The sequence below is a fragment of the Prescottella sp. D32 genome, assembly GCF_037287305.1.
In the GTDB taxonomy this organism is placed as follows: Bacteria; Actinomycetota; Actinomycetes; order Mycobacteriales; family Mycobacteriaceae; genus Prescottella; species Prescottella equi.
This window is the reverse complement of record NZ_JARBSW010000001.1, coordinates 1,202,009-1,226,071: the sequence shown is the minus strand read 5'-3', so window position 1 is coordinate 1,226,071 and position 24,063 is coordinate 1,202,009. Positions and strand designations below refer to the sequence as shown.

The 24,063-nt window shown below is 69.6% G+C and carries 29 protein-coding genes; 10 read left to right on the top strand and 19 right to left on the bottom strand.

Annotated elements, in window-relative coordinates; genetic code table 11:
• Positions 1–10: 10 nt before the first annotated feature.
• Positions 11–1,312 (bottom strand): ROK family protein, encoded by a 1,302-nt coding sequence (locus PSS76_RS05600; protein ID WP_337455971.1) that lies wholly within the window; start codon positions 1,310–1,312, stop codon positions 11–13.
• Positions 1,313–1,637: 325 nt separating this feature from the next.
• Between PSS76_RS05600 and PSS76_RS05595 the strand changes: the two genes are divergently transcribed.
• On the top strand, positions 1,638–2,387 hold the full coding sequence (locus PSS76_RS05595) for an SDR family NAD(P)-dependent oxidoreductase (protein ID WP_005518042.1): 750 nt from the start codon (positions 1,638–1,640) through the stop codon (positions 2,385–2,387).
• A 9-nt stretch (positions 2,388–2,396) separates the two neighbouring features.
• The gene (locus PSS76_RS05590; protein WP_337455970.1) at positions 2,397–3,449 is read left to right on the top strand and encodes a DUF2804 domain-containing protein; all 1,053 of its coding nucleotides are present in this window, start codon (positions 2,397–2,399) and stop codon (positions 3,447–3,449) included.
• A gap of 10 nt (positions 3,450–3,459) precedes the next feature.
• Here PSS76_RS05590 and PSS76_RS05585 read toward each other — a convergent pair whose 3' ends face one another.
• The 7 genes from PSS76_RS05585 to PSS76_RS05555 all read right to left on the bottom strand — a co-directional run bounded on the left by PSS76_RS05585 (position 3,460) and on the right by PSS76_RS05555 (position 7,603).
• A complete protein-coding gene (locus PSS76_RS05585; RefSeq protein WP_022597566.1) occupies positions 3,460–3,624 on the bottom strand; it encodes a hypothetical protein in 165 nt (54 codons plus the stop codon).
• A gap of 13 nt (positions 3,625–3,637) precedes the next feature.
• A complete protein-coding gene (locus PSS76_RS05580; protein ID WP_064078835.1) occupies positions 3,638–4,534 on the bottom strand; it encodes a WXG100-like domain-containing protein in 897 nt (298 codons plus the stop codon).
• On the bottom strand, positions 4,534–4,848 hold the full coding sequence (locus tag PSS76_RS05575) for a WXG100 family type VII secretion target (protein WP_022597570.1): 315 nt from the start codon (positions 4,846–4,848) through the stop codon (positions 4,534–4,536). Before PSS76_RS05575 ends, PSS76_RS05580 begins: the two co-directional genes overlap by 1 nt.
• On the bottom strand, positions 4,841–5,368 hold the full coding sequence (locus tag PSS76_RS05570; RefSeq protein ID WP_337455969.1) for a YbaB/EbfC family nucleoid-associated protein: 528 nt from the start codon (positions 5,366–5,368) through the stop codon (positions 4,841–4,843). Before PSS76_RS05570 ends, PSS76_RS05575 begins: the two co-directional genes overlap by 8 nt.
• A 98-nt stretch (positions 5,369–5,466) precedes the next feature.
• Complete coding sequence (locus tag PSS76_RS05565) at positions 5,467–6,243, bottom strand: ESX secretion-associated protein EspG (protein ID WP_337455968.1); 777 nt, start codon at positions 6,241–6,243, stop codon at positions 5,467–5,469.
• A 36-nt stretch (positions 6,244–6,279) separates the two neighbouring features.
• Entirely contained in the window at positions 6,280–6,780 is a 501-nt protein-coding gene (locus PSS76_RS05560; RefSeq protein WP_337455967.1) for a flavodoxin family protein, read from the bottom strand.
• Positions 6,781–6,790: 10 nt separating this feature from the next.
• A complete protein-coding gene (locus PSS76_RS05555; protein ID WP_064077240.1) occupies positions 6,791–7,603 on the bottom strand; it encodes an alpha/beta fold hydrolase in 813 nt (270 codons plus the stop codon).
• A 194-nt stretch (positions 7,604–7,797) separates the two neighbouring features.
• Here PSS76_RS05555 and PSS76_RS05550 point away from each other — a divergent pair, with 194 nt between their 5' ends.
• Entirely contained in the window at positions 7,798–8,769 is a 972-nt protein-coding gene (locus tag PSS76_RS05550; protein WP_064077241.1) for a hypothetical protein, read from the top strand.
• Positions 8,770–8,811: 42 nt separating this feature from the next.
• Here PSS76_RS05550 and PSS76_RS05545 read toward each other — a convergent pair whose 3' ends face one another.
• Both PSS76_RS05545 and PSS76_RS05540 read right to left on the bottom strand, forming a co-directional pair.
• Positions 8,812–9,999 (bottom strand): L,D-transpeptidase, encoded by a 1,188-nt coding sequence (locus tag PSS76_RS05545; RefSeq protein WP_084846361.1) that lies wholly within the window; start codon positions 9,997–9,999, stop codon positions 8,812–8,814.
• Between the two features lie 84 nt (positions 10,000–10,083).
• Entirely contained in the window at positions 10,084–11,187 is a 1,104-nt protein-coding gene (locus PSS76_RS05540) for a UDP-N-acetylmuramate dehydrogenase (protein WP_081264256.1), read from the bottom strand.
• Positions 11,188–11,210: 23 nt separating this feature from the next.
• Between PSS76_RS05540 and PSS76_RS05535 the strand changes: the two genes are divergently transcribed.
• The 3 genes from PSS76_RS05535 to PSS76_RS05525 are packed head-to-tail and all read left to right on the top strand — an operon-like array spanning position 11,211 to position 13,045.
• Positions 11,211–11,714: a DUF2505 domain-containing protein gene (locus PSS76_RS05535; protein ID WP_005518029.1), complete on the top strand. Its 504-nt coding sequence runs from the start codon at positions 11,211–11,213 to the stop codon at positions 11,712–11,714.
• 45 nt (positions 11,715–11,759) lie between these two features.
• Positions 11,760–12,260 carry a DUF2505 domain-containing protein gene (locus PSS76_RS05530; RefSeq protein WP_069856823.1) on the top strand — a complete coding sequence of 167 codons (501 nt, stop codon included), beginning with the start codon at positions 11,760–11,762 and terminating at the stop codon, positions 12,258–12,260.
• 5 nt (positions 12,261–12,265) lie between these two features.
• Positions 12,266–13,045 (top strand): class I SAM-dependent methyltransferase, encoded by a 780-nt coding sequence (locus PSS76_RS05525; RefSeq protein ID WP_064078831.1) that lies wholly within the window; start codon positions 12,266–12,268, stop codon positions 13,043–13,045.
• Between the two features lie 6 nt (positions 13,046–13,051).
• On the opposite strand, the gene PSS76_RS05520 is transcribed toward PSS76_RS05525, so the two are convergent.
• Positions 13,052–13,663: a type IV toxin-antitoxin system AbiEi family antitoxin domain-containing protein gene (locus PSS76_RS05520; protein ID WP_005518024.1), complete on the bottom strand. Its 612-nt coding sequence runs from the start codon at positions 13,661–13,663 to the stop codon at positions 13,052–13,054.
• 152 nt (positions 13,664–13,815) lie between these two features.
• Here PSS76_RS05520 and PSS76_RS05515 point away from each other — a divergent pair, with 152 nt between their 5' ends.
• A complete protein-coding gene (locus PSS76_RS05515) occupies positions 13,816–14,553 on the top strand; it encodes an LmeA family phospholipid-binding protein (protein ID WP_337456142.1) in 738 nt (245 codons plus the stop codon).
• 7 nt (positions 14,554–14,560) lie between these two features.
• Here PSS76_RS05515 and deoC read toward each other — a convergent pair whose 3' ends face one another.
• Positions 14,561–15,241, bottom strand: a complete 681-nt coding sequence (deoC, locus tag PSS76_RS05510) for a deoxyribose-phosphate aldolase (protein WP_005518022.1) — start codon at positions 15,239–15,241, stop codon at positions 14,561–14,563.
• A gap of 37 nt (positions 15,242–15,278) precedes the next feature.
• Here deoC and PSS76_RS05505 point away from each other — a divergent pair, with 37 nt between their 5' ends.
• Positions 15,279–16,121 (top strand): class I SAM-dependent methyltransferase, encoded by an 843-nt coding sequence (locus PSS76_RS05505; protein ID WP_013417035.1) that lies wholly within the window; start codon positions 15,279–15,281, stop codon positions 16,119–16,121.
• A gap of 18 nt (positions 16,122–16,139) precedes the next feature.
• A complete protein-coding gene (purU, locus tag PSS76_RS05500) occupies positions 16,140–17,027 on the top strand; it encodes a formyltetrahydrofolate deformylase (RefSeq protein ID WP_005518020.1) in 888 nt (295 codons plus the stop codon).
• A gap of 6 nt (positions 17,028–17,033) precedes the next feature.
• Here purU and PSS76_RS05495 read toward each other — a convergent pair whose 3' ends face one another.
• The 7 genes from PSS76_RS05495 to PSS76_RS05465 form a co-directional block, all read right to left on the bottom strand.
• A complete protein-coding gene (locus tag PSS76_RS05495; protein ID WP_005518019.1) occupies positions 17,034–18,068 on the bottom strand; it encodes an alpha/beta fold hydrolase in 1,035 nt (344 codons plus the stop codon).
• Between the two features lie 11 nt (positions 18,069–18,079).
• Positions 18,080–18,841 (bottom strand): MerR family transcriptional regulator, encoded by a 762-nt coding sequence (locus PSS76_RS05490; protein ID WP_005518018.1) that lies wholly within the window; start codon positions 18,839–18,841, stop codon positions 18,080–18,082.
• Positions 18,842–18,930: 89 nt separating this feature from the next.
• Positions 18,931–19,863, bottom strand: coding sequence for an AurF N-oxygenase family protein (locus tag PSS76_RS05485; RefSeq protein ID WP_013417036.1), 933 nt, complete (start codon positions 19,861–19,863; stop codon positions 18,931–18,933).
• 154 nt (positions 19,864–20,017) lie between these two features.
• Positions 20,018–20,311: a DUF2516 family protein gene (locus PSS76_RS05480; protein ID WP_005518016.1), complete on the bottom strand. Its 294-nt coding sequence runs from the start codon at positions 20,309–20,311 to the stop codon at positions 20,018–20,020.
• A 98-nt stretch (positions 20,312–20,409) separates the two neighbouring features.
• A complete protein-coding gene (locus tag PSS76_RS05475) occupies positions 20,410–21,267 on the bottom strand; it encodes a hypothetical protein (RefSeq protein ID WP_005518015.1) in 858 nt (285 codons plus the stop codon).
• Positions 21,264–21,731 (bottom strand): helix-turn-helix domain-containing protein, encoded by a 468-nt coding sequence (locus PSS76_RS05470; protein WP_005518014.1) that lies wholly within the window; start codon positions 21,729–21,731, stop codon positions 21,264–21,266. Before PSS76_RS05470 ends, PSS76_RS05475 begins: the two co-directional genes overlap by 4 nt.
• Before the next feature lie 102 nt (positions 21,732–21,833).
• The gene (locus PSS76_RS05465; RefSeq protein WP_172504604.1) at positions 21,834–23,045 is read right to left on the bottom strand and encodes a DUF445 domain-containing protein; all 1,212 of its coding nucleotides are present in this window, start codon (positions 23,043–23,045) and stop codon (positions 21,834–21,836) included.
• 228 nt (positions 23,046–23,273) lie between these two features.
• On the opposite strand from PSS76_RS05465, the gene PSS76_RS05460 reads away from it, so the two are divergent.
• Positions 23,274–24,035, top strand: a complete 762-nt coding sequence (locus tag PSS76_RS05460) for a TetR/AcrR family transcriptional regulator (protein ID WP_005518012.1) — start codon at positions 23,274–23,276, stop codon at positions 24,033–24,035.
• The last annotated feature ends 28 nt before the right edge of the window (positions 24,036–24,063 follow it).

Below are 24,063 nucleotides of genomic sequence, written 5' to 3'. Positions count from 1 at the left end.
ATGCGGAGGGTCACACCCGGACGGTGGCCTTCCGCATCGCCGCCAACGGGTTCGAGTACAGCGAACTCAGCGACACGACGCCCGCAGCATGCTCCTGGACACGGTTGCCGAATCCTGTGATGCGCACGTCGGCGCCGGCGACGCGGGACGCCTCCGACAACGCACGCGCCACCTGCGGTGCGGCCTCGGGGTAGTCGGTGAACGCCTGCCCACCCAGGATCACCCGATCCGGATTGAACAGATCGCGGACCATCGCCACCGCCCGACCCAGGACCTGCGCCCGCTCGGTGAGAATCTGCTGCGCCGCAGCCGACCCCGACCGTGCGGCCCGGTAGACCGTCGCCACGGGCGGCAACGGCCCGTCGGCCGGGAGCACCCCGGCTCGTCGCGCCGCGAGCAGCACTCCACGGTCACTGACCGCCGCCTCGAGGCAGCCGGTCGCACCGCAGTCGCACGGCGCGTCCGACGCCGTCGGCAGGTGCACGATCGACCCGGGACCGGCCGTGGGGGTGTGCACCTTCCCGTCGAGTGTCAGTGCCAGACCGACGGTTTCACGGGCGTAGAAGTACAGTCCGCCGCCGCGCGCGTCGGCGTTGTCGGCGCGTTGTGGAGTGAGCAGCAACTCGGATGCCGCCATCGCCTCCACGTGCGCCGCCACCGAGACGGGGAGACCGAACCCGGCCCCGACGATGTCACCGACGCGGGCCCCCGACCACCCGAGCCGCGGATGCGCCACCAGTCCGGTCTCGGGTTCGACGCGGCCACCGATCGCGACGCCGACCCACAGCGGCCGGCGGCGGTGCCAGCGCGCCGCGAAGCCACGCGCACTGGCCGTGATCGTCGCGAGCGCGGCGTCGGACGCGCCACGCGGGGTGGGGATCTCGATTGCACCGAGGATTCGTCCACGCAGGTCGGCGGTGATGACGCTGGTGACGACGGCACCGATGTGGATGCCGACGGTCAGGTGCGATTCGTGGTCCACCTCGAACGGGACGCGGGGCCGCCCGACCGCGCCGGCCGCGACGAGGTCGGGGCGTTCGCGCAGCAGCCCGGCCGCGATCATCGCGGACACATGCCGGTTGACGGTCGCGATGCTCGAACCCGTTGCCCGCGTGGCCTCGTCGCGGGAGATGGGTCCACCGGCGGCGGCCACCCGGAACACCGCGGCGGCGGGGCCGTCGGCGATGCCGAGGGTCGGCGGCACGATGCGCGACCGGGTCGCGGGCCGGGGCGGGGTGCTGCGGACGGTACGGGAACTGGTGGTGCGGGCGGTCACAGATCTTCCGGTGACGGGAGGCGCTGCGGTGAGCATGGCATGTCCTTGCCTCGTCCCCGAGGGGACGGAAGTCGACGCGGTCTGGGAGACGCGCTGCCGACGGCGATCGCTACCGACGAGGGCGTCGGTGGACCGGCACGGATCTACGGTGTGAGCAGCGCGGAACTAGCGGCGAGCGATGCGGCAGGGACAACAGAGTTCCCGCGGGTGCGGCAGCCGGGAACCCAGCGCGGCGGTCACGTAGGTGACCCGCGGTGCGGAGGTGGCGCCGGACGACATGACGATCAAGTTAGCATCCCGCGGGCAACCGGGGCCTCCCCCGTCCCGGACGACGCCCGGGTGTCGGCACTACGATCGGGTCATGAGCCTGCCACTGGACACCCGCGTCGCAGTCGTCACCGGAGCCAGCTCCGGCATCGGGGAAGCCACCGCCCGCACCCTCGCCGGCCAGGGATTCCACGTCGTGCTCGGCGCGCGGCGGCTGGATCGGCTCGAGGCGATCGCGGCGGAGATCGGCGGCACCGCCCTCGAACTGGACGTCACCGACGAGGACTCCGTGGACGCGTTCTGCGCCGTCCTCCCCCGCGTGGACGTGCTCGTCAACAATGCCGGCGGCGCGAAGGGCCTCGCCCCGGTCATGGACGCGGACCTCGACGATTGGCGGTGGATGTGGGAGACCAACGTCCTCGGAACGCTGCGCGTGACGAAGGCCCTGCTGCCGAAGCTGATCGCGTCGGGTGACGGGCTGATCGTCACCGTCACGTCGGTGGCGGCGTTCACCGCGTACGACAACGGCGCGGGCTACACGTCGGCCAAGCATGCGCAGGCCGTGCTGCACCGCACGCTGCGCGGCGAACTGCTCGGCAAGCCGGTGCGTCTCACCGAGATCGCCCCCGGCGCCGTGGAGACCGAGTTCTCCCTGGTGCGGTTCGACGGCGACGCCGAGCGCGCCGCGAAGGTCTACGAGGGCATCACCCCGCTGATCGCGGAGGACATCGCCGAGATCGTGGGATTCGTCGCGTCGCGCCCGCCGCACGTGAACCTGGACCAGATCATCGTCAAGCCACGAGACCAGGCCGATACCGGACGATTCCACCGCACCACCGGTTAACCTCGCGGCATGCAGCACCGATTGCAGCCGGGACCGCTCCTCGACGAATCCGGACACCTCGCCGAGGCCGGGTGGGCCGACGCCGAGGTCCGCCGCTACGACCGTGCGGCGGTGACCGCGCCGTCGTGGCGGATCAAGGAGTGGGACTACTACTGCGTCCTCACCCCGGAGCACGGCCTGGCGCTGACGGTCGCCGACAACGGCTACATGGGGCTGCTGGGCGTCTCCTGGCTCGACCTCCGCAACCGGCGCGAGGTCACCGAGAACGTGATGCTGCCGTTCCCGCTGGGCCGCATGGGCCTGCCCGCGAGCGCCGACACCGGCGACGTCGTGGTCGACCACAAGAAGATGCGGATCGCCTTCCGGCACGACGCGGGTGGCCGCGTGCTGAGCATCGACCACCCCCGATTCGACGGCGGCCGCGGCCTGCGCGGCGAACTACGTCTCGCCCGGCCCGACACGACGTCTTCGGGCCGCTCCGCAGGCTCCGCTCCTGCCCGAATGGTGATCGCCACGCCGTTCCCGAAGGCGCCCAAGGCTTTCTACTACAACCAGAAGATCAACTGTCTGCCCGCGACCGGCCAGGTGACGGTCGGCGGCGACACCGTCGTGTTCGAACCGGAGTCCGCGTTCGCAGTCTTCGACTGGGGTCGGGGCGTGTGGACGTACGACAACACGTGGTACTGGGGGTCGGCGTCGGGTGTCGTCGACGGCCGCCCGTTCGGCTTCAACATCGGGTACGGCTTCGGTGACACGTCCGCGGCGAGCGAGAACATGGTGTTCGTCGGCGGCGTCGCGCACAAGCTGGACCGGGTGATGTTCCACCTGCCCGGGGGCACGTACGACGGTGCGCCGTGGAAGTTTTCGAGCAACGACGGCCGGTTCGAGATGGTTTTCGAACCGATCCTCGACCGCGCCGCCGCGGTGGACTTCAAGGTATTGAGGTCGATCCAGCATCAGGTCTTCGGACGGTTCACCGGCCATGTCGTGCTCGACGACGGTAGCCGGATGGAGGTCACCGACCTCCTCGGGTTCGCCGAGGAGGTCCGCAACCGCTGGTGAGCGGGCGCCGTCACCACTCCGTGTAGGTCGCGGGCGGCGGCGGTTCCGCGGCCGGAGCCGGGACGCCGTCGATCCGCGCCCGGTGTTCGCGGTCGGCCTGGCGCACCCGGTACGCGGAGTGCCCGACCAGTGCGACGAACAGTGGTACACAGACGAGCAGAATCGCGGGAATCATGTTCGCGCTCCTCCTAGTTCATGTTCAGCGAGCTCGATGGGGGCGATGCCGGCTCGGGCACGCGGCCGCCCTCACGCATCCCGTCGGACGCCTCGAGGACCGCGCCCTTCAGCACGCTCTCCACGCTCACGTCCTCACCTTTGACGACGTCGCCCGCGGCCGCGCCGACGCCGCCGGTGGTGAGGTCCACGGCGACTCCGGTCGCAACGCGGCGGCCGGCGTTCTCGACGCCGTCGAGCACCATCCCGCCGGCGCCCTCCCGGCCGAGGAGGCCGGTGACCACACCCTCGGCCGCGGCGCCCAGGGCTTCCTTCCCGAGCGCCCCGAAATCGAGTCCGTCCCGCTGACCCTGCGCGAGTTGGTACACCTGGATGCCGCCGGCGATCGCCACCTCCCGGACGACGCTCACCGCGACTTCCTGCGCGACCCGGCGCAGCAGTTCCGTGATGATGGTGCGGATCGTGAGCTGCGTGGCGACCTGGGCTGCCGGGATCGCGGCGGTGCTGGCACCGAACGTGGCGACGGCCGACGCGGTGAGCGCCGCGATCTGCGCGGCGAGCGCCACGAGTGCGGCGATGATGGTGAGCTTGGCCTCCTCGACGTCGGCCGCCGTGGACTCGCACGCATCGGCGAGTTCCCGGCACAGCCCGACGAGTTGTTCGATCGCGCCGTCGCTCCCACCGACCGTCGCCCAGTGCGAGGTCATCGCCTGGTTCACCGCTCCGGCCACACCCGCGAGCGCCGCCTGCATCGCGTCGTCGCCACCGGCACCGATCCGCTCGACGTCGGTCGCGACGGATTCCCACGCGTCCGACAGCCGGCGCAGCGATGTCTCGTCCGCCTCGGGCCAGTCCTGTCCCGAGGCCAGCGACGCGACGGCCCGTAGCGATCCGGGGATCTCGATGCCCATCAGCGGCCCCCGCCCAGTGTGCGGGAGAAGCCGGTGTCGGTGTTCTCGAACGCCGCGGCCGTATCCCGCAACCCGCCCGCGATGCCGGTCAGCACGTCGGAGAGGTTGCGCAGCGCGGCGAGGGCGCCCTCCGCGCCGGGCACGTAGTCGGCCGCGAAGGCGGCACCGGTCGCGTCGGAGCCCCAGCTCGCTCCCTCCGCGTCGAGCGCGAGGTCGAGCTGCCGCCGCACGTCCACCAGGTTGTCGGAGACCCGGTCGAAACGTGGTGCGGCCGATCGCACCCGGTCCACCTCGATCCACATGCCGTCAGTCACGGTGCGCCTCCCGCAGGATCGGCGCCCGCCAGTCGTGGCGGTCGTCGGCGTCAGCGGCGTCCTGCGGCGTGGCGGCCGCGAACCCGGTCGCGACCGTGGGCACGAGGTTCCGAATACTCGGTGCCCCGGGGACCAGGTCGGTGAGGTCCGGGAACTCCGCGGCCATCGCCGCCACCGGAGTCATCAGTTCGGTTGCGCGAGTTCGTACCTCGCGTGACGCCGCTTGCGCTGCCGCACTGAACGAATCCGCGAGACGTTCCGGCGTGGATCGCGAGAAGGCCGCCGGATCGAGCCTCGTCGACACCACGGTGCCGGACGCATCCACGGTCACCCGGACCAACCCGTCCGCCGACGCGCCCTCCGCCGTCAGGTTCGCGGCGGCCCCCTGCGCCGCCGCGAGTGCCGCGGTCTGCTCGTGCAACCGCTCGAGCATCGTGTCCACCCGATCACGTAGGACGGTGTTGCCCTCCCGTAGCCGCTGCCGCGACTCCTGTCGTTCGTCCCCTCCGTTGTGAATCATCGATCCCCCTCCGTTCGATCCCCTGCGAACCCCTTCGCACCCCTCTGTCTCCTTGGACGCGGGTGGCGGCGGTTCGGTTCCCCTGCATCCGGAGTCGATCAGCCCGCCGCGACCCGCACCGTGTCGAGCAGCGCCCGGACCTCGGCCGCGACGTCGGCCGGCCCCGCGGGCCGGACCACGACATCGGCGTCGCCCCGGAGGACGTAGCGGCCGTCGCCGTCGAAGTCGAGCCAGTGCAGCGCGACGCCGTCGTCGGTGGGGCGGCTGTCGTAAGCGACGCCCGCGAACGCGGTGATCTCCCCGGTGCCGCTGCGGGGCCGACCCAGCAGGGCGCGCACCTCGTCGCGCAACGCGACTGATCCTGCGGATGTGAGCACCGAGCCCGGACCGGAGTGCAGGTCGGCTCGGCGGAACCGGACGGGCGACCGCGACCCGGCGGGGATGCGCGGCAGTGCCGATGCGATGGCGTCGGGGATCCGCGTCGGCGCGACACCTCGGAGCAGCACGTCGCCGCCCGTGTCGACGTCGGGGCCGGGCAACTGGATCGCGAGCGTGCCCGTGTCACCGCGGATCCCGGCGTGCAACCGCACCGGTGCGGTGTCGGGCCGGCCCGCGAAACCGAGCACCTCGACCCGCTCCCTCGGCTCCGCGAGCGCCACCAGGTGCCGGTGGAGGGCCTCGGTCAGCCGGGGCAGCAACGCCGCCGACGCGTCCCGACGCTGCCGGTCCAGGTCGTCCTGGGTCTCGGCGACCGGGCGGTAGCGCAGCGGATACGGCAGCCGGTCGAGCCCGAGTTGCCGCCACAGGACCTGGAACTCGAGCCCGGTGAACCGCCACTCGCTGCCGGACGCCGGTCGATTCGAATACTCAGCCACGAAGGGGTAGACGCAGCCCGACGTCGTTCGGTTCCCTCAGGTGGCGACCGCGCGCACCAACTGCTCCGCCCACGCGTCGGCCCGATCGGTTTCCCCGTCGACCAGCGGACCCGTGTACCCGTGCACGCGGAACGTCTCCGGGCGTTCGACCGGCACATACCCGAGTGCGATAAGGCGTTTCATGGCCTTCTTCGCCGCCGAACCGGGCAGTCGAGGCTTGTCGACCTTCGTGTCGAACGTGGCGACCGCGATCGCCCTCGTCGGTCGGGGCAGCGCGGCGATCCACTCACGAAGTCCCCGGTCGGGTTGCGCCGGTGCACCCTGCTGTTGGACGGCGCCGGCCCGGGTCTTCGCCGACGGCAGCCCGAAGGCGTGCGTCGGCGCTCCCACCACGAGCAGATCGGCGTCGACCTCGCCCGGTGCGTCCGCTGCAGCAACCAAGTCGACGTCACCGGTGGTCGCCAGCCGGGCAGCGATGGCGGCGCCTATCTGTTGCGTGTTGCCCCACACCGATTCCACGACGATCAGGGTCCGCATTGCCGTCACCTCACACTGCCGCGGCGGCGCGCTCGATCACGTCCGCTACCTGCGCGGGCTGCGACACCAGGACCGCATGCGAGGCTCCCGGGATCTCGGTGATCTGCGCGCCTGCCCGTTCGGCCATGAAACGTTCGGACGCCGGCGGGATGACACGGTCCTGGTCGGGGATGACGGCCCAGGTCGGCAGGTTTCGCCAGGACGGGTCCTGTGTCGGTTCGAGGTTCGCCGCCAACGCGATGGATCGCTGATGCGCGAGCATGTCGGCGGCCGTGGAATCGGAGACGTCCTGACAGAACGCCTCGTGGAAGCTGTCCGCAGCGATGTAGCCGTCGAGGTTCTTACCGATCGGGGTGGTCGGGTCGTCGACCACTCCGACCTGCAGCACCGGCGGCAGCAACTGGCTACCGGGGAACGTGATCGGGTTGAGCGCCGCCTGCGCGGGCTCACCCTGGTCGGGCGCGAAGGCGGCAACGTAGACCATGCCGACCACGTTGGGGGCGTGGGTGTTGGTGATGACGACACCGCCGTACGAGTGCCCGACCAGCAGCACCGGACCTGGGATGTCGGCGAGGGCCTTCTCGATCGCGGCCGAGTCGTAACCGGGCCCGCGCAGCGGGTTCGACGGCACCACGACGTCGTGACCGCGGCCGCGCAGTTCCGCGGCAACGGGGTCCCAGCTGGTGGTGTCGGCGAACGCGCCGTGCACCAGCACGATGGTCGGCATCGGGTTGGCGGCGGCCGGGGAAACCCCCACCGACAGCACCGCTGCGAGCGCGAGTGCGCACATCGCCGTCAAGGTCCGAATCCTGCGCATTCTCATGGCGGATCTCCTCGTGTGGGAAGTCCCCGGATATTCCCACGCAGGCCGTACCCGTCAGTTCCGATCGGGGCGGCCGAGACTCAGCTGTGCCTCAGTCGAGACTCACACGAGCGCCGACGACATCGTTCATCGAGGGCTCTTCTAAGCTGTTCGACCGGCCGACTGGCCGGTTTCGACAAGCGCAGGAGCATTACGTGGCGAGCACGAAGAAGAAAGTCGGTATCGGAGTCGGCGCGGTGCTCGCGCTAGCAGTATTCGGCAGCTGCGTGAACGACGACGATCGTGCCCCCATACAGGCGGCTCCGTCGACCTCCGCGACGACCACCAAGTCAGTTCCGGTGGCCGACCGCACCGAATGGGTTGGAACGGTGGTCGGCTACTCCAGCTATGACACCGACCTGATTGTCGATGTGGACGGCAAGTCGCAGACGGTGGGTTTCGCCAACGTGGGGCAGGTCCATTGTGGCGGCGCGTATGCGGCCAACAGTCAGGCGCAGAAGGACCGGATCGCGCAACTCGCTCCGATCGGATCCGCTGTGAGGATCGCGCGCACGACCGGATACGGCGGCCGCCTATCGTCCGACGGATTCGTCTACGTCGAAACTCGCACCGCCGCATCCACGACGACGACCACGACCACCAGCGCAGGAACGACGACGTCCGCCTCGGCTACCTTCACCCAGCAGCCTGCCGGAGCCGTGACGACCAGTGAAATCGCAGGATCCGGAACGACAGTCAACGCTGCACTCATGTCCGAAGGGATGGCTGCGATAGATCCCGCGATCGACCTCTCGACTGTCGCGCTCGCGCCCTCGGACCAGGCGATCGCAAATGCGACGGCAGCAAACGCCGTCGGCGCGGGCGCCATGCACTTTCCGGGGATGCTCGACGCATACCGTGCAGCGTGGGACAACCGCGTCGGATTGCAGGCCCTCTGCCGCGCCGACGACGACGCTGCCATCCGGAAAGCGGAGCAGCGCAAGGAACTCGATCGCCTGAAAGCCGGCCCCGACGGGGTGCTCTACACCAGTGACGACGACAAAACCCTTTACCGCTACGATGACGCGGGCAACCTCTACGTCGATACGCCGTCCTACAGCACGGGGGGCGGCGGAGGTTGGGGCGGCGGAGAGAGTCGCTTCTGCAGCCGTCGCTGGTGGTGCTGATCTACCCGTCGAGATTCCGCCGAGGGAGAACCTCGGCGGAAGTCACACGAGCGCCGACATCGACGTCCACGTCGGCCAGTCGATTGCCCAGTCGTAGATGTCGCCGTCCGCGGCGGACAGGTCGATCCGGGTGCCGCTGACCTCCACCGGATCTCCGTACATGGCGGTCCCGAAGTACTCCTGGGCGTCCGACAGCGACAGGTTGATGCATCCGTTCGTCACGTTCGAGGCACCCTGCACGCCGACGGTGAGGGGGTTGGCGTGGATGAACTCTCCGTTGTTGGAGATGCGGACGGCCCACCGCTCGCGGACGTTCTCGTAGTACGGCGGATTCGACATCAGGAAGTCCTCGTGCATCTCGGACACGACGTGGATGCCGCTGCGGGTGACGTTGCGGTTCTCGTTGCCCTCGCCGTAGCTGACGGGGATGTCCATGACGGTGACGCCGTCGCGCACCACCTGCATGCGGTGGCTCGGCGCGACGGCCTTGACGATCTGGCTGCGGCCGATCGTGAAGTCCAGCGACACGTCACCGGCCCCGTAGGCGCCGTCGCCGAAGTCGAGTCCGTAGAGCCCGGCGTCGACGTGGACCGCGGTCCCGGGCGCCCAGTAGTTCTGCGGTCGCCAGTGCACCCGGGCGCCGTTGTCGTCGGGCAGCCACGCCCAGGAGCCGATCGTGGGCGGGACCGTGGTGATGTGCAGGGCCTTCTCGACGGCCGCCTTGTCGGCGATCGGGCCGTCGAACTGCAGGATGATCGGCGCTCCCACGCCGACGACCTGTCCGTCACCGATGTTGGTGCGCACCGAGATCTGGGTGTCCGGGTCGATCGTGGTGAAGCTGCCGGTGACGGGCACCGTCTTGCCGTCAGTGCCGAGCGCGGTGCCGGACCACGTGTACTTCGCGTCGTAGCCGAGCGGTTCGGTGACCGTGTACGACGTCCGGTCGGGGCTGAGCAGGCCCTGGACCACCTTGCCGGACGCGTTCGTCAGCGCGACGTCCTGCAAGGTCGCCTGCGTGACGCTCACCGAGATCGGCTGCGCCGGGTTCACGCCCTGCGCGTCGGGCGCCGGATTCTCGACCACCTGCGCGACGGGGCCGGCGGGCACCGGGGTGCCGTCGGCGGCGTCCCCGGTGGGGATGGTGCAACCGGCCAGGAGGGTCAGCCCGAGCAGCGCGGCCACCACCATCAGTAGCCGCGTCCGATTTACCCGAATCCCCTGTTCACGCACGAAAACCACGGTACTCCCAGTGCGACAGTGGCTTTCGTCACACAGAGACGATCGGGCCACGATCCGGGCACGATCGGAACCGCGTCAGATGGTGCACCCGACGGTCACGGGTTCCGGTTCGAGCCGGACGCCGAACTCGCGCTCGACGCCGTCCCGGACCGTGCGGGCCAGTTCCACCAGGTCACCGGTCCGCGCGTGCCCGCGGTTGGTCAGGGCCAGAGTGTGCTTGGTGGACAGGCGGACCCGCGCGTCCTCGCCGGGGTAGCCCTTGCCGAACCCGGCGCGTTCGATGAGCCAGCCGGCGGACAACTTGGTCACCTCGGCCCCGACCGGGCCGGGGAACTGCGGGATCCGCACGTCCGCACCGACCTTCGCCCGGATCGCGTCGAGCACTGCGGGCAGGCTCACGTCGGGAATCACCGGGTTCGTGAAGAACGACCCCGCGCTCCACGTGTCGTGGTCGGCGGCGTCGAGCACCATGCCCTTGCCGCGGCGCAGGCCGAGCACCACGTCGCGCACCTCGGCGGTGGGTCGGCGCTCGCCCTCCTGCGCGCCGAGCGCGGACGCGAGTTCGCGGTAGCCGAGGGGTGCGCTGGTGCCGTCGGGGCGGACCGTCATCTCCACGGCCAGGACGAGGGCGTCGTCACGGTGCTTGAGGACACTGGTGCGGTAGCCGAGCCCCAGCTCGGACGGCTCCACCCAGCGCACGTCGCCGGTGGTGCGATCGAGCAGTTGCACTCGGCGCAGCAGCGCCCCGACCTCCACGCCGTAGGCGCCGACGTTCTGCACAGGCGTCGCACCGGCCGAGCCCGGGATGCCGGACAGGCATTCGAGCCCGCCCAGCCCGGCCGCGACGGTCTTGGCGACGACGTCGTCCCACACCGCACCGGCCTGCGCGAGCACGGTGTCGTCACCGATCTCGACGCCGGCATCGGCGACCCGGACGACGACGCCGTCGAAGCCGTCGTCGGAGATCACCAGGTTGGATCCGCCACCGAGGATCAACGTGGGGACCCGGGCGTCGTCGAGGACACGGACGACATCGACGAGGGCCCGGGTGGACGCGCAGTCGGCGAGGACGGCGGCGGGGCCGCCGAGGCGCAGGGTGGTCAGCGATGCCAGCGGCACCTGCTCGGACAACTGCGCACCGGCCTGCTCGAGATGTCCCCGGATGAGTGGATCCAACACGTGGAAACGGTAGCGTGCCCGACATGGCCCGACACATCGAGCATTCCGCGCAATACCCCCACCCCGTCGCGACGCTGCACGCCGCGCTCACCGACGAGGGCTACTGGCAGGCCCGGTTGCAGCAGGTCGGCGGGCCCGGTGCAGCGCTCGAGAGCGTGACCGTCGGGGACGGCGCGATCGAGGTCGTCCTGCAGCAGGCAGTACCGGCCGAACATCTGCCGTCGATGGTGACCTCGATCCGTCAGGGTGACCTGATCATCCGGCGTACCGAATCGTGGGGTCCGCTACAGGACGGCCGGGCGCACGGCACCTTCTCGGCCGAGGTCGAGGGGGCACCGGGACAGGTGCGCGGCACCGTCACGATCACCGCGGACGGCACCGGATCGCTGCTGGTCATGGCAGGTGAGGTCGAGGTGAGGATCCCGCTGATCGGCGGCAAGATCGAATCCGTCATCGCCGGCCAGGTGCTGGAACTGCTCGACGCCGAAGAGGACTTCACCCGCGACTGGGTGGCGCAGGCCGGGTAGTCGCTTTCTCCGACCGACGGGCCGCCAGCCGGTAATCTGCCGGTCATGGCCCGTCGCGTCGACTACTCCGCCAGATTCGAGCATCCCGTCGAAGTCGTGTACGCCGCTCTCGGCGACGCCGACTACTGGGAGGCGCGGATGGAAGAGATGCGCAAGTACAGCGAGAACCACGTCGAATCGCTCGCCGTGACCGACGACGGGATCGATCTGGTGCTGCACCACGTGCTGCCGCGCAAGGATCTGCCGGACATCGCGCAGACGGTGCTCAAGAAGGACCTGATCATCACGCGCAAGGAGAAGTACACGTCGTTCGGCGAGCCCGTGACCGGCACGTACGAGGCCTCGATTCCCGGCGGGCCGGGCAGTCTGACCGGGACGATGGAACTGTTCAGCACCGACACCGGGTGCACGCTGCGCACGACGTCCGAGGCCAAGGTCTTCATCCCGTTCGTCGGCGGCAAGCTCGAGCAGCTGATGCTGGTGAACCTGGTCGACCTGTTCCGCACCGAGGCCGAGGTCACCGCGTCCTGGCTCGCTCGGCAGTAGCCGGCGTGCGCGAAGGGAAACCCGTCGGCGTCATCACCCGCGGCACCACAGGCATCAACCGGTTGCGTCGCAGCGACCGCTGGCTCGTCCACAGTCCGGTCGTCACGCGCACGCTGCGCGACGCCCCCGACCCGCTGGTCGTCGACCTCGGCTACGGCGCGATGCCGGTCACCACGCTGGAGATGGCTGCGCGGCTGCGGACCGTGCGTTCCGACGTCCGCGTCGTCGGGCTCGAAATCGACCCCGCACGGGTGGTCGAGGGGCGCGACGGGGTCACCTTCGCGCGGGGCGGCTTCGAACTCGCCGGTCTGCGCCCGACGTTGATCCGGGCGTTCAACGTGCTGCGGCAGTACCCGGAGGACGCCGTCGACGACGCCTGGGGACGGCTGCGCAGCGGCCTCGCACCGGGCGGGCTGATCGTCGACGGCACGTGCGACGAACTCGGGCGGCGCTGCGCGTGGGTACTCCTCGATCGGGACGGCCCCCGCTCACTGACCCTCGCGTGGGACCCGTTCGACGTCGATCGCCCCAGCGACATCGCCGAGCGGCTACCCAAGGCGCTCATCCACCGCAACGTCGCGGGCGAGCGGATCCACGACCTACTCGTCGCCGCCGACCGGGCGTGGGCGACGGCCGCGGGCCTCGCGCCGTTCGGCCCCCGCATCCGGTGGCGGGAAACCCTGCATCTGCTGTCCGACCTCGGGGTGCCCGTCACACCGCAGCGACGGCGGATCCGGGACTGCGTCGTCACCGTGCCATGGAGCTACGTCCGCCCCGGCGGGTGAGCGGTTCTACTGGCACGCCCCCAGCGCGTGCTCGATGCGCTCGGCGACCTGCTGCGGCCGTCCGATGCACTCGGCCCGTAGCTTCTCGGGGTCGATCCGGCCGATCGCGACGCCGTCGCAGACGACCTCGTCGAACAGGTCCTGGGCGATGCCGCCGGTCGCGAGATCCAGGGCGGTGCACAGCGGCGTGGTGATGCCGAACGTCCCCACCACCTCGTAGTCCTGGGCACGCAGTTCCCGGCGGTGCAGCGCGAGCCGGCGGGTCGGTGCGGGCGCCGTGGCCTGGGTCGACAGGTGCACGAAGCTGGGGTGCAGGTGCCCGAGGCCGTGCAGTTCGGCCGCGCTCTGGTGGGAGACGACGGCGGCGCCCTCGAACCACGCACACCACTTGGCGAACTCTTCGAGATCGCTGCGTGGGAACGAGGCCAGGCGGAACAGATCCCGTTCGATACGCAACCAGGACCCCTCGGCCAGGCGGCCGCCGATGTCCTCGGTGGTACAGCCGAGGCGCAGCGCCTGCCCGGTCGTGAAATACCCCGCTTGCCGGAGCGCAAGACGACGAAGATCCTCTCCCGTGTCGGGAGTCGGTTCACGTCGCGGATCTGTCCAGCCCGCCATGCAGTAACCCTACTGCGCCACTGTGGGCCGGATCACAGCTTTTCGGGTCGCTCGTGTCCATACCGAGTCCGAAGCCGTGGCCCTTTCACAGAAACCGTTCAGAGTCTTCCGGGAGAATCACTGTCATGTCGGCACCAGTGAACGCACCCCAGATGCCCACGCCCCCGAAACCCAAGCGGCGCAAGGCGGTCACGATCTCGCTCATCGTGGTCGCAGCCCTCGTGGTCGCGTTGGTCGGCGGAGAGCTGTTCCTCCGCCAGCGCGCCACCAGCTGCATGGAGTCCCAGTTCGAGAGCCAGCTCGGTTCCCCGGTCGACGTCAGCCTCAGCTGGAAGCCGGTGCTGCTGCAGATGACCGGCAAGAACGTTCCGTACGTCGAGATCGACAGCAAGGGCTCGGCATTCGGACCGGCGCAGGGCATGGAGGTCCGCGCCCGCGCCAACGACATCAAGATCACCGACTCCGCCGACAGCAGCGGCACGATCGGCAGTTCGTCCGCCGACGTCACCTGGTCCACCGACGGGATCCTGGCGACGCTGCAGGCACAGCCGCTGGGCGGCATGATCACCGCGGTCACCGCCGACCCCGCCGCCGGCACCCTGAAGGTCTCGGTGGGCGGTTTCGCGGACATGACGGTGCAGCCGAAGGTGCAGGACGGGAAGATCGACGTCGAGACCGTGAGTGCCGCGATCCTCGGCCTGGGGCTGCCGACAGCACTGGTCGACGGTATCGTCCAGGCCCTCACCGACGGTCTGCAGCAGTACCCGCTCGGCATGGAACCGACGGCGCTGACCGTCACGGACAGCGGCATCGACGTGAACCTGCAGGGTGGCGAGTACGTGATGCCGGCCGCCGACCCCAACGCGCAGAGCGGCTGCAGCCTGCTCTGACGCCGGGTCAGGACTGGTCGGGCAGCCCGTCGAGCACGGCGCGGGTGCCTGACAGTCCCAGCCGGGTGGCGCCCGCGTCGATCAGCGCGAGCGCGGCGTCCGCGGTCCGGATGCCGCCGCTCGCCTTGACGCCGAGCCGCCCGCCGACGGTGGCGGCCATGAGCCGCACCGCGTGCACGCTCGCCCCGCCCGCCGGGTGGAAGCCGGTGGACGTCTTGACGAAGTTCGCGCCGGCCTGTTCGGCCGCGCGGCACGTTTCGACGATCGCGTCGTCGCTCAGCGCGGCCGACTCGACGATGACCTTCAGCACCGGCTCCGGCCCCACGGCGTCGCGGACCGCGAGGATGTCGGCGAGGACCGCGTTGTACTCGCCGGCCACCGCGGCGCCCACGTCGATCACCATGTCGATCTCGGTCGCGCCCTGGTCGACCGCGAGCCGCGCCTCGGTGGCCTTGATCAGCGAGTGGTGTTTGCCCGACGGGAAGCCGACGACGGTCGCGAGCACCAGGTCACCGAGGTCCGCCGAGCGCAGCGGCAGCATCGACGGGGACACGCACACCGCAAGCACGCCCAGGTCGTGCGCCTCGGCGACGAGGGCCCGCGCGTCGGCGTCCGACGCCTCCGGCTTGAGCAGTGTGTGGTCGACCATCCCGGCGACGAAGGTGCGGTTACGCGCTGTCTCGGACATGCCCCGAAGCTTGGCACAGCTCGCTAGCATCGGTTCCATGGCAGCCCCCCGCGCCGAGGAGGTCGCCGCGACGTTCGACGCCGCCGCGGTCGATTTCGATCGGGTCGCGCCGCAGGTGTGGGACCCGGCCGGCCAGGCGCTCGCATTCCAGGCGGGTCTGCGGCCCGGTGACGCCGTCCTCGACATCGGCAGCGGCACCGGGGCGTCGGCACTCCCGGCCGCGGCGGCAGTGGGCCCGACGGGCCTCGTACATGCCGTCGACCTGTCCGACGAGATGCTCGAACGCGGCCGGGTGAAGGCGTCGGATCGGGCGTTGCTCAACGTCGAGTTCGTGTGCGCCGACGCCACCACGTGGGAGCCGCCGAGCGCCGTCCCCGACGCCGGGTACGACGCGTTGCTCAGCTCCTACGCGGTGTTCTTTTTGCCCGAGATGGACGCGGCGTTCGCCCGACTGGCCCGCTTGGTGCGGCCCGGCGGCACCGTGGGTGTCACGGCGTGGCGCGAGTCCGCACTGCGCGAGTTCGCTGCCGCTTTCCTCGCGGCGCTCGGCCCGCTCGCGCCCGAGCAGCCGCCGGATCGCCCTCACGTGATGGCGCCGGCCCAGCGGCTCGACTCCCCCGCCAAGCTGCGCGGGTGGCTCGCCGATGCCGGGACCGAGCACGTCGAGGTGCGCGAGCTGTCGAACCTGATCCCGGCGACGGAGGAGTTCTGCTGGAACTTCGTGGTCGGCAGCGGGTTGCGGGGGCTGTTGACCGGTCTGGGCCCCGACGTCGTCGCGCAGGTGCGCCGCGAATTCCTGGGGCAGATCACCGAACGCGGCCTGCACACCGTCGACGCGACGACCCTCGTCGGCACGGCGAAGGTTGTCGGCTTTCCGTGACCTGACAGACTGGGGCGCATGAGTTCGACTGCCTCGACCGACGACCGTCGTTACGTCCTGTCTCTGGGTTGCCCCGACCGCACCGGCATCGTGGCGCGGATTTCCGCGTTCCTCGCCGAGATCGGCGGCTGGATCGTCGAGGCCGCGTACCACGCCGACGCCGACACCGGCTGGTTCTTCACCCGGCAGGCGGTCCGGGCGTCGTCGATCAGCCTGAGCCTCGAGGAGATGCGCGAGAAGTTCGCTGCCGTCGCCGAGGAGCTCGGCCCCGAGACGGAGTGGACGCTCACCGACACCGGCGAGCGCAAGCGCGTGGTGCTGCTCGTCAGCAAGGAAGGCCACTGCCTGCACGACATCCTGGGCCGCGTCGCCGCCGGTGAGCTGCAATGCGAGATCGCCGCGGTGATCGGTAACCATCCCGACCTCGAGCGGGTGACGAAGCGGCACGGCGTCGACTTCCACTACGTGTCGTTCCCGAAGGATCCGGCCGAGCGCGGACCGGCGTTCGAGCAGGTCCGCAAGCTCGTCGACGCGCACGATCCGCACGCCGTGGTGCTGGCCCGGTTCATGCAGGTGCTGCCCGCCGAACTGTGCGATCACTGGGCGGGCCGGGCCATCAACATCCACCACAGCTTCCTGCCGTCGTTCGTCGGCGCCCGCCCCTACCACCAGGCGTTCACGCGCGGTGTGAAGCTGATCGGCGCCACCTGCCACTACGTGACCGCCGAACTGGACGCGGGCCCGATCATCGAGCAGGACGTCATACGAGTCGACCACACCGATCAGGTGTCGGACATGGTCCGGCAGGGCCGGGACATCGAGAAGCTGGTGCTGGCCCGAGGCCTGCGGTGGCACCTGGAGGACCGCGTCCAGGTGCACGGCCGCAAGACCGTCGTGTTCAGCTGACGGACCTCAGTTCAGGCTACGGAGCCGGTCCACTTCGGCATTGAAGTCGGCGACGGCCTCGACCGACGTCATGTGCCCGATCCCGCGGAGCACGATGAGCCGTTCGAGGTGGTCGGCGTCGTCGAGGATCTGCGCGACCCGACGCGCGTGCGACGGCGGGGTGAGCCGGTCCGCGGTACCCACCAGCACCGTGGTCGGCACCGTCAGGTTCTGCAGCCCGTCCTTGATGTCGAGGGCGCTCAGGGCGGCACCCCAACCGCCGCGGGTGCGGGGGTGACATTCGCTGACGATGCGCTCACAGAACGCGACCTCGGCGGGCGTCGAACCCGGCGCCATGGCCACGTACTTGATGGCCCGGGTGGTCATCGGTGACGACGGCATCGGCATCGCCGAACCGAGGACGGCGCGGCCGACGGGCACGGGCACCCGCGGGAACCGTTGCGGCAGCGGGATCACCGTGGTCTCGGCGACGAGGCTGTCGGTGCCGGTGCTCGCGAGCAGCACCGACGCCGCGTACCGGTCCACTTCCTCGGGGTACTTGCCGGCCCACGCGACGATGCTCATACCGCCCATGCTGTGCCCCACGATCTCTGCCTTCCGCCCGTCGCGCACGGTCGCGGCGAGGACTGCGGACAGGTCGTCGGCGAGGACGTCGGGGCTCAGCGGGGTCCGGCCGATATCGCTGCGGCCGTGCCCACGCTGATCGTAGGTGATGACGCGGTACTTCTCGGCGAGCTCGTTGACCTGCGGATTCCAGAAGTCGGCCGAACAGGTCCAGCCGTGGCTGAAGACGATCGGCGGGGCGTCGGGCGACCCGTAGGCCCGCACGTGCAGTTCGGCGCCGTCGGAGCTGACGACGGGGACGATCTCGGGTTCGATGCGCGGGGTCGAGAACAGTTCGGCCTCGGTCTCGGGGCCGCCGCCGACGGGCCCGGCCCCGCGGGATCGGGCCGCGACGGCGACACCCGCCAGCGCACCGAGCCCCGCGATTCCCAGCAACGTCCACAGCTTCCTGTGCGACTTCCGTGCAGCCACTTCCACTCCCCTTGCTTCTAGCCTGCGCGCGTCGAGTCCGTCTCGGGCGCGATCTGTTCGAGCTGACTCGCGGCCTTCGCGAGTGCCTTCGAGATCTGTTCCTCCATCGCCTCGGCGAACAGCGCGTGCACCGCGTCGTGCGCGAGTGGGCGCACCTGGTTCACCAGCGCCGCCACTTCCGAGACCTTCGCCTCGTCGAGGTCGAGCGTGCCGCCCTCGGGTGCGAGGTAGCGCGCCGAGACCAGTTCGACGAACCGTCCGGCGACGTCTCCGAGGTCGCGGCGCACCGCCTCGGTCTGTTCGAGGATGTCCGCCAACGGGATGCCGGCGTCGACGAGGACCTGCGCGGCCTCCATCAGGCGCGGATTGGCGACCGAGAACTCCTGGCCGGCCTTCGCGAGCACACCGAGCCGGGTACCGAGCGCGATGTTCTCGTCGGTGGTCTGGTCGCCGAACATGCGGCGCAGCTCCGCCATCGTGAGTTTGGCGGCCCGACGATATTTCTTCCACCGCCCGCCGGGATCGTCGGTTTCAAGAACGTCGCGCACCTGCAGGCCGTACTGCGCGGCGGTGAGCAGTTCGCTGATGGTGGCGAAGGTGTAGCCGCGGTCGAGCATCCGGCCGATCAGATTGAGCCGCGCGAGGTGCGATTCGTTGTACCAGCCCGCGCGACCCTCCTTGCGGGGCGGCGGCAGCAGACCCCGATCCTGGTAGACCCGAACGTTCCGCACGCTCATACCGGCCTCGCGCGCGAGGTCGTCGATGCGGTACTCCGTCATGTTCCGCCTTCCCCGTAGGAACCGCGACGACGTCGGCGGTTCCGGCGAGGTCGACGGTGAGGGGAATTCTATCGCGGAGAGTGTGGGCACTAGATGACGTGCGCCCGGCGCAGAAGGGCCTTGGACGGGCCTCCGATCAGCCCGCATTCGTCGAGGAATTCGACGGTCTTGCGGGAGCCCTCACGGATCATCTCGTGGTAGTGGACGTTGCTTCGCGCCGCCCGCTTGGCCTCTTCGACGTCGAGCCCGGCGGCGGCGTACACCTGCTCGTTCACGAGGCACGTGACGATGAAGTACGCCGTGACGCCGAGCACCAGCCGCTGGTACGCAAGCTTGGCGCGGGACAGCGACCGGACACGGCGCACCGTCTCCTCACGCGCGAACTTGATGTGCCGGGCTTCTTCGAGCACATGGATCTTGCTGACCGTGCGGGTGAGCGGCTGGACGCGGACGTCCCGCATGAAGTCGCGCTGCATCATGTCGAGGATCTCCTCGGCGAACAGCGTTCCGCCGTACGCGAGCGAGCCGGACGCGGTCGACTTGAACAGCCGGGCGGTGTTGCGGATCCACCGCTTGGGCCGGTACGACGGGATCCCGAAGCGTTGCGCCGAGCGGGCGAACATCGTGGAGTGCCGGCACTCGTCGGCGATCTCGTTGAGCGCGAACTGGACGTGCGGGGTGGCCGGGTCGTGCGAATAGATGTCGCGCAGCAGCATCTGCATGAGGATCATCTCGAACCAGATGCCGGTGCCGGCGACGCTCGCGGCCTCGTGCTTGGTGAGCGTGATCCGCTGCTCGTCGGTCATCCGGTCCCACAGTTCGGTGCCGTAGAGGCTGCACCACTCGGGGGTCATGCCGTAGAGATCGTCGGGGATGGGCGCCGCCCAGTCGACCTCGACCAGCGGGTCGTACGACTTGCGGGCGGCGGAGGCGAGCAGACGCTCGGCGGTGTCCTGACGGTCGCCCACCCGCATGTGCCGGGACGGAGGTACCTCGACTGCTTCGCGATGGATGATGGACATCGTCAACTCCTGCTCGACTGGTGTTCATGCAGGTCATGCCCAATTTCAGGCATATGTCGACGATAGCATCGTCACAACGAGCATTGTCAAGGTTTATCTGTAACTGTTCGTGAACAGATGCAGCCGCCGACCCGTGCAGGCCAGGCCGGGGCAGCTACCAGCGCGGGCCGCGCTGGATGTCGTCCACCCGCGGGCGGACGTCCACGAGGTACACGCAGATCGCGACGACGGCGATGATGCCGAGCATGTGCACGGCACCGAACAGGAACACCACGAGCAGCGACGCGATGAGGATGCCCAGCCAGATCGGCTTGCTCAGCTTGTCCACGGCGGTGAACGCGTCCTTACGCTGACGCGCCGCATGGAAGATCGCGAAGACCGCGCCGGCGAGAGCCAGGAGCTGCAGCGCGAAGAGGATCAGTCCGGTGACGCCGTGAATGTTGAACACGTTTCCATCCTACGAATCGGGCGGAGATGCGCGCAGGCCCCCGCGCAACGAAGTGCGCGGGGGCCGATCCCCGATGGTGGTACGCGATCGGTGTCCGATCAGTTGGTGGGCTTCTTGGCGGGCGCCTTCTTGGCCGGAGCAGCCTTCTTGGCAGCGGGCGCCGGGGTGGCCTTGGCCGCGGGAGCCTTGGCAGGCGCAGCCTTCTTGGCCGGAGCGGTCGGGGTGGCCGGCTTCGGGGCCGGAGCCTTGTTGGCGGCGGCCTCGACACGCTCGGCGGCGGCCTCGGACGTGGCCTCGGCCCGCTCACCGGCGTCGACGACGCGGCTGGCGACCGAGTCACCGGTCTCGGACAGACGGTTCGCGACGGTGTCACTGGTCTCGGAGAGAACCACGGCGGCCTCGTCGGCGACGTCACTGATGCGTCCGGCCGCGCGTCCGGCGAGCTTGGCGGCCTGCTCACCGAGTTCACGCGTCTGACGCGCCACCGTGCCCAGCGCCTCCTCGGTGAGCTCGACGGCGTCACCGAACACGGCCTCGGCGCGCCCCAACTGCTCCTCGACAGCCGGCTGCTTACGGATACGCTCGACAGCCTCCTCGCCGCGCTCGGCGAGTGCGACGTACAGGTCGGAGGCGACCTTCAGGTACGCCTCGGCGACCTTGCGCAGCTCCTCGGGGGTGAACCGCTCGCGCAACTCGGCGAGCTCCTCGGGCAGCTCGGACGGCAGCGCGGCGAGACGCTCGCGGAGCTGCTCGACGCCCTCCGACACCTCGGTGGGGAGGTTGGCCCAGCGTTCCCGGGCCTCGTCGATGCGGCCGGACACGTCGGTGTTGGTGTTCTCGGCGCGGGCACGCACCTGGGACACGACGTCGGCGACGGCCTGGACCACCAGGTCACCGGTGCCGACGGCAGCGTAGAACGGGGTCTTGATGTTTTCGACGATCTTCGGATCGGTCATTCTCGGATCTCCTGTCGAGGTGGATCTGCGATCTCGTGCTCTTCTTCGTCCGAGGCGTCGGCCTGATCGGCGGATTCGGACTGGTGCGGGTCGTTCTCACGGCGGAACGACTCGTAGATCTCGAGAAGCACCTGCTTCTGCCGTTCGGTGATGGCACCGTCGGCCAGCAGCGCGTCCCGGACCGGGCTGTGCGGGCGTTGCTCGAGGATCCCGGCCTGCACGTACAGGACCTCCGACGACACCCGCAGACCCTTCGCGATCTGAGCGAGGACGTCGGCGGACGGCTTGCGGAGTCCGCGTTCGATCTGACTCAGATAGGGATTGCTGACGCCGGCGAGTTGCGCGAGCTGCCGTAACGAAACCTGTGCGGCCTCACGCTGTGAGCGGATGAAGCTGCCGATGTCCTGAGCGGCCCCTGCGACCACTCGGGCGGCACTGCTCATGTCGTCGGGCTCGTCGACCATCAGTACTCCCTGTTCTGTACGCAAATCCCACGGTAGAACAGGGTGCTAACTATTGCAAGCACTTTGCTAGCACTTGTCGGCACCGAAGGCGAAAGACGCAGATCAGGCGAACATGAGCTGCGAAATCGTGTAGATCGCAAGGCCCGCGAGGGCTCCGACGACGGTGCCGTTGATCCGGATGAACTGCAGATCGCGACCGACCTGCAGTTCGATCTTGCGGCTCGCCTCCTCGGCGTCCCAGCGCTCGACGGTCTCGGTGATGACGGCGGTGATCTCGTCCGTGTAGTTCTCGGCGACGTAGCGCGTGCCCGACAGCAGCCAGCCGTCGACCTTCGCGCGCATCTCGTCGTCGTCGCGCAGGCGTTCGCCGAACGCGACGACGTTCTCGGCGACCTTGCGGCGCAGGGTGCTGTTCGGGTCGTCGACCGACTCCATGACGAGTCGCTTGGCGACCTTCCAGGTGGCCGCGGCGAGTCCGGTGATCTCCTCGCGGCCCATGATCTCGGCCTTGATGGACTCGGCCTTGGCGATGGTGGCGGGGTCGTTCTGCAGGTCGTCGGCGAAGTCGATCAGGAACCGGTTGGCCGCCAGACGCACCTCGTGCTCGGGATTCGAACGCACCTTCCACGTGAACTCGACGAGTTCGCGGTAGATCTTCTCGCCGAGCATCGCGTCGACGAACTTGGGCGACCACGACGGCGAGTCCCGGCTGATGATGCGGTCGATGGTCTCCTGACTGTTCAGCGCCCACTGGTGCGCCCGCTCGGCGAGCAGGTCCAGCAGCGGCAGCTGGCGATTCTCGCGCAGCAGCTCGGCGAGGACCTTGCCGATCGGCGGACCCCAGTCGGGTTCGGCGATCCGTCGGACGATCGTGTTGTCGATGATCGCGGTGACGTCCTCGTCGTTGAGGACCTCGACCACGCCACGCAGCAGCGTCGCGGTCTCCGCGGCCACCCGCTGCGCGTGCTCGGGTTCGGCCATCCACGTTCCGACCCGGAGAGGGATCTGTGCGTTCGCGACCTTGGCGGACACCACGTCGGGTGCGAGGAAGTTGTCGCCGACGAAGTTGCTGAGGCTCTCGCCGAGCTGGTCCTTCTTGCGCTTGATGATCGCGGTGTGCGGGATCTTCAGCCCGAGCGGATGCCGGAACAGCGCCGTCACCGCGAACCAGTCGGCGAGTGCACCCACCATGCCGGCCTCCGATGCGGCCCGCACGTAACCGACCCACGCGCCCGCTCCCCGCGTCTCCTGCCACCGACAGAAGAGGTAGACGACGGTCGCGAACACGAGGAATCCGGTCGCGACGAGCTTCATCTTCCGTAGGTCGCGACGCTTCTCGCGATCGTCGAAGACGCCCGCGAACGACGACGGCGACGGCGGCTGCGGCTGCGCCGGGCGCGGCCGGGCCGGGGCGGGCGGCTGAGCTGACTGGACGGGCTGCACACCGACATTGTGCCCGGATACCGGGCCCGGCTGCCGAGATAGAGATCACCTCCGGCGCACCCGCCCATTAAGCTGGCCTTCTGGTTCAACCTCGAACGGATGTGGCGAAACGTAGTGCCGAAGCAAAGCGCAGATCTGCAGACAACCGAAGACAGCCGACCCGAGACCGGGAAGCCCGACGGGCGCAAGCGGCGCTGGCGCGAACACAAGATCGCCCGCCGCGAGGAACTCGTCGACGGCACGATCGCGGCCATCCGTGCGCGGGGCCGCGACATCGGCATGGACGACATCGCGTCGGAGATCGGCGTCTCCAAGACGGTGCTGTACCGGTACTTCACCGACAAGAACGACCTCACGAGCGCGACGATGATGCGCTACGTCGAGACCATCCTGGCGCCGCGGATGTACGCGGTCATCGGCGAGGATCTCGACGAGTACGACCTCACGCGCGTCGCGATCTCGGCCTACGTCGAGACGGTCGCGGCCGACCCGGACGTCTACCTGTACGTGATGGCCAACAGCGCGGGCCCGAACCGGGACGTCGTGGCCGATTCCGAGCGGATGATCGCGGAACTGCTCGCGACCGTGCTCGGCGAGCGGCTGCGGAACATGGGCATGGACTCGGGCGGCTCGGTGCCGTGGGCGTACGGCGTCGTCGGCGCGGTGCAGCTCGCGACGCACTGGTGGATCTCCAACAAGTCGATGTCGACGGACGACCTCATCGACTACCTGGTGATGATGACGTGGGGCGGAATCTCCGGTATCGCGGCGTCCAGCGGTTCACCGGCCCGCTTCAAGTCGGTTCCGCATCCGCTGCTGGAGAAGGCGACCGAGTCGGACGGGGCGCCCGGGGACGCCTGACCCCTCTTGTGTTACCAGCGGTAACAGG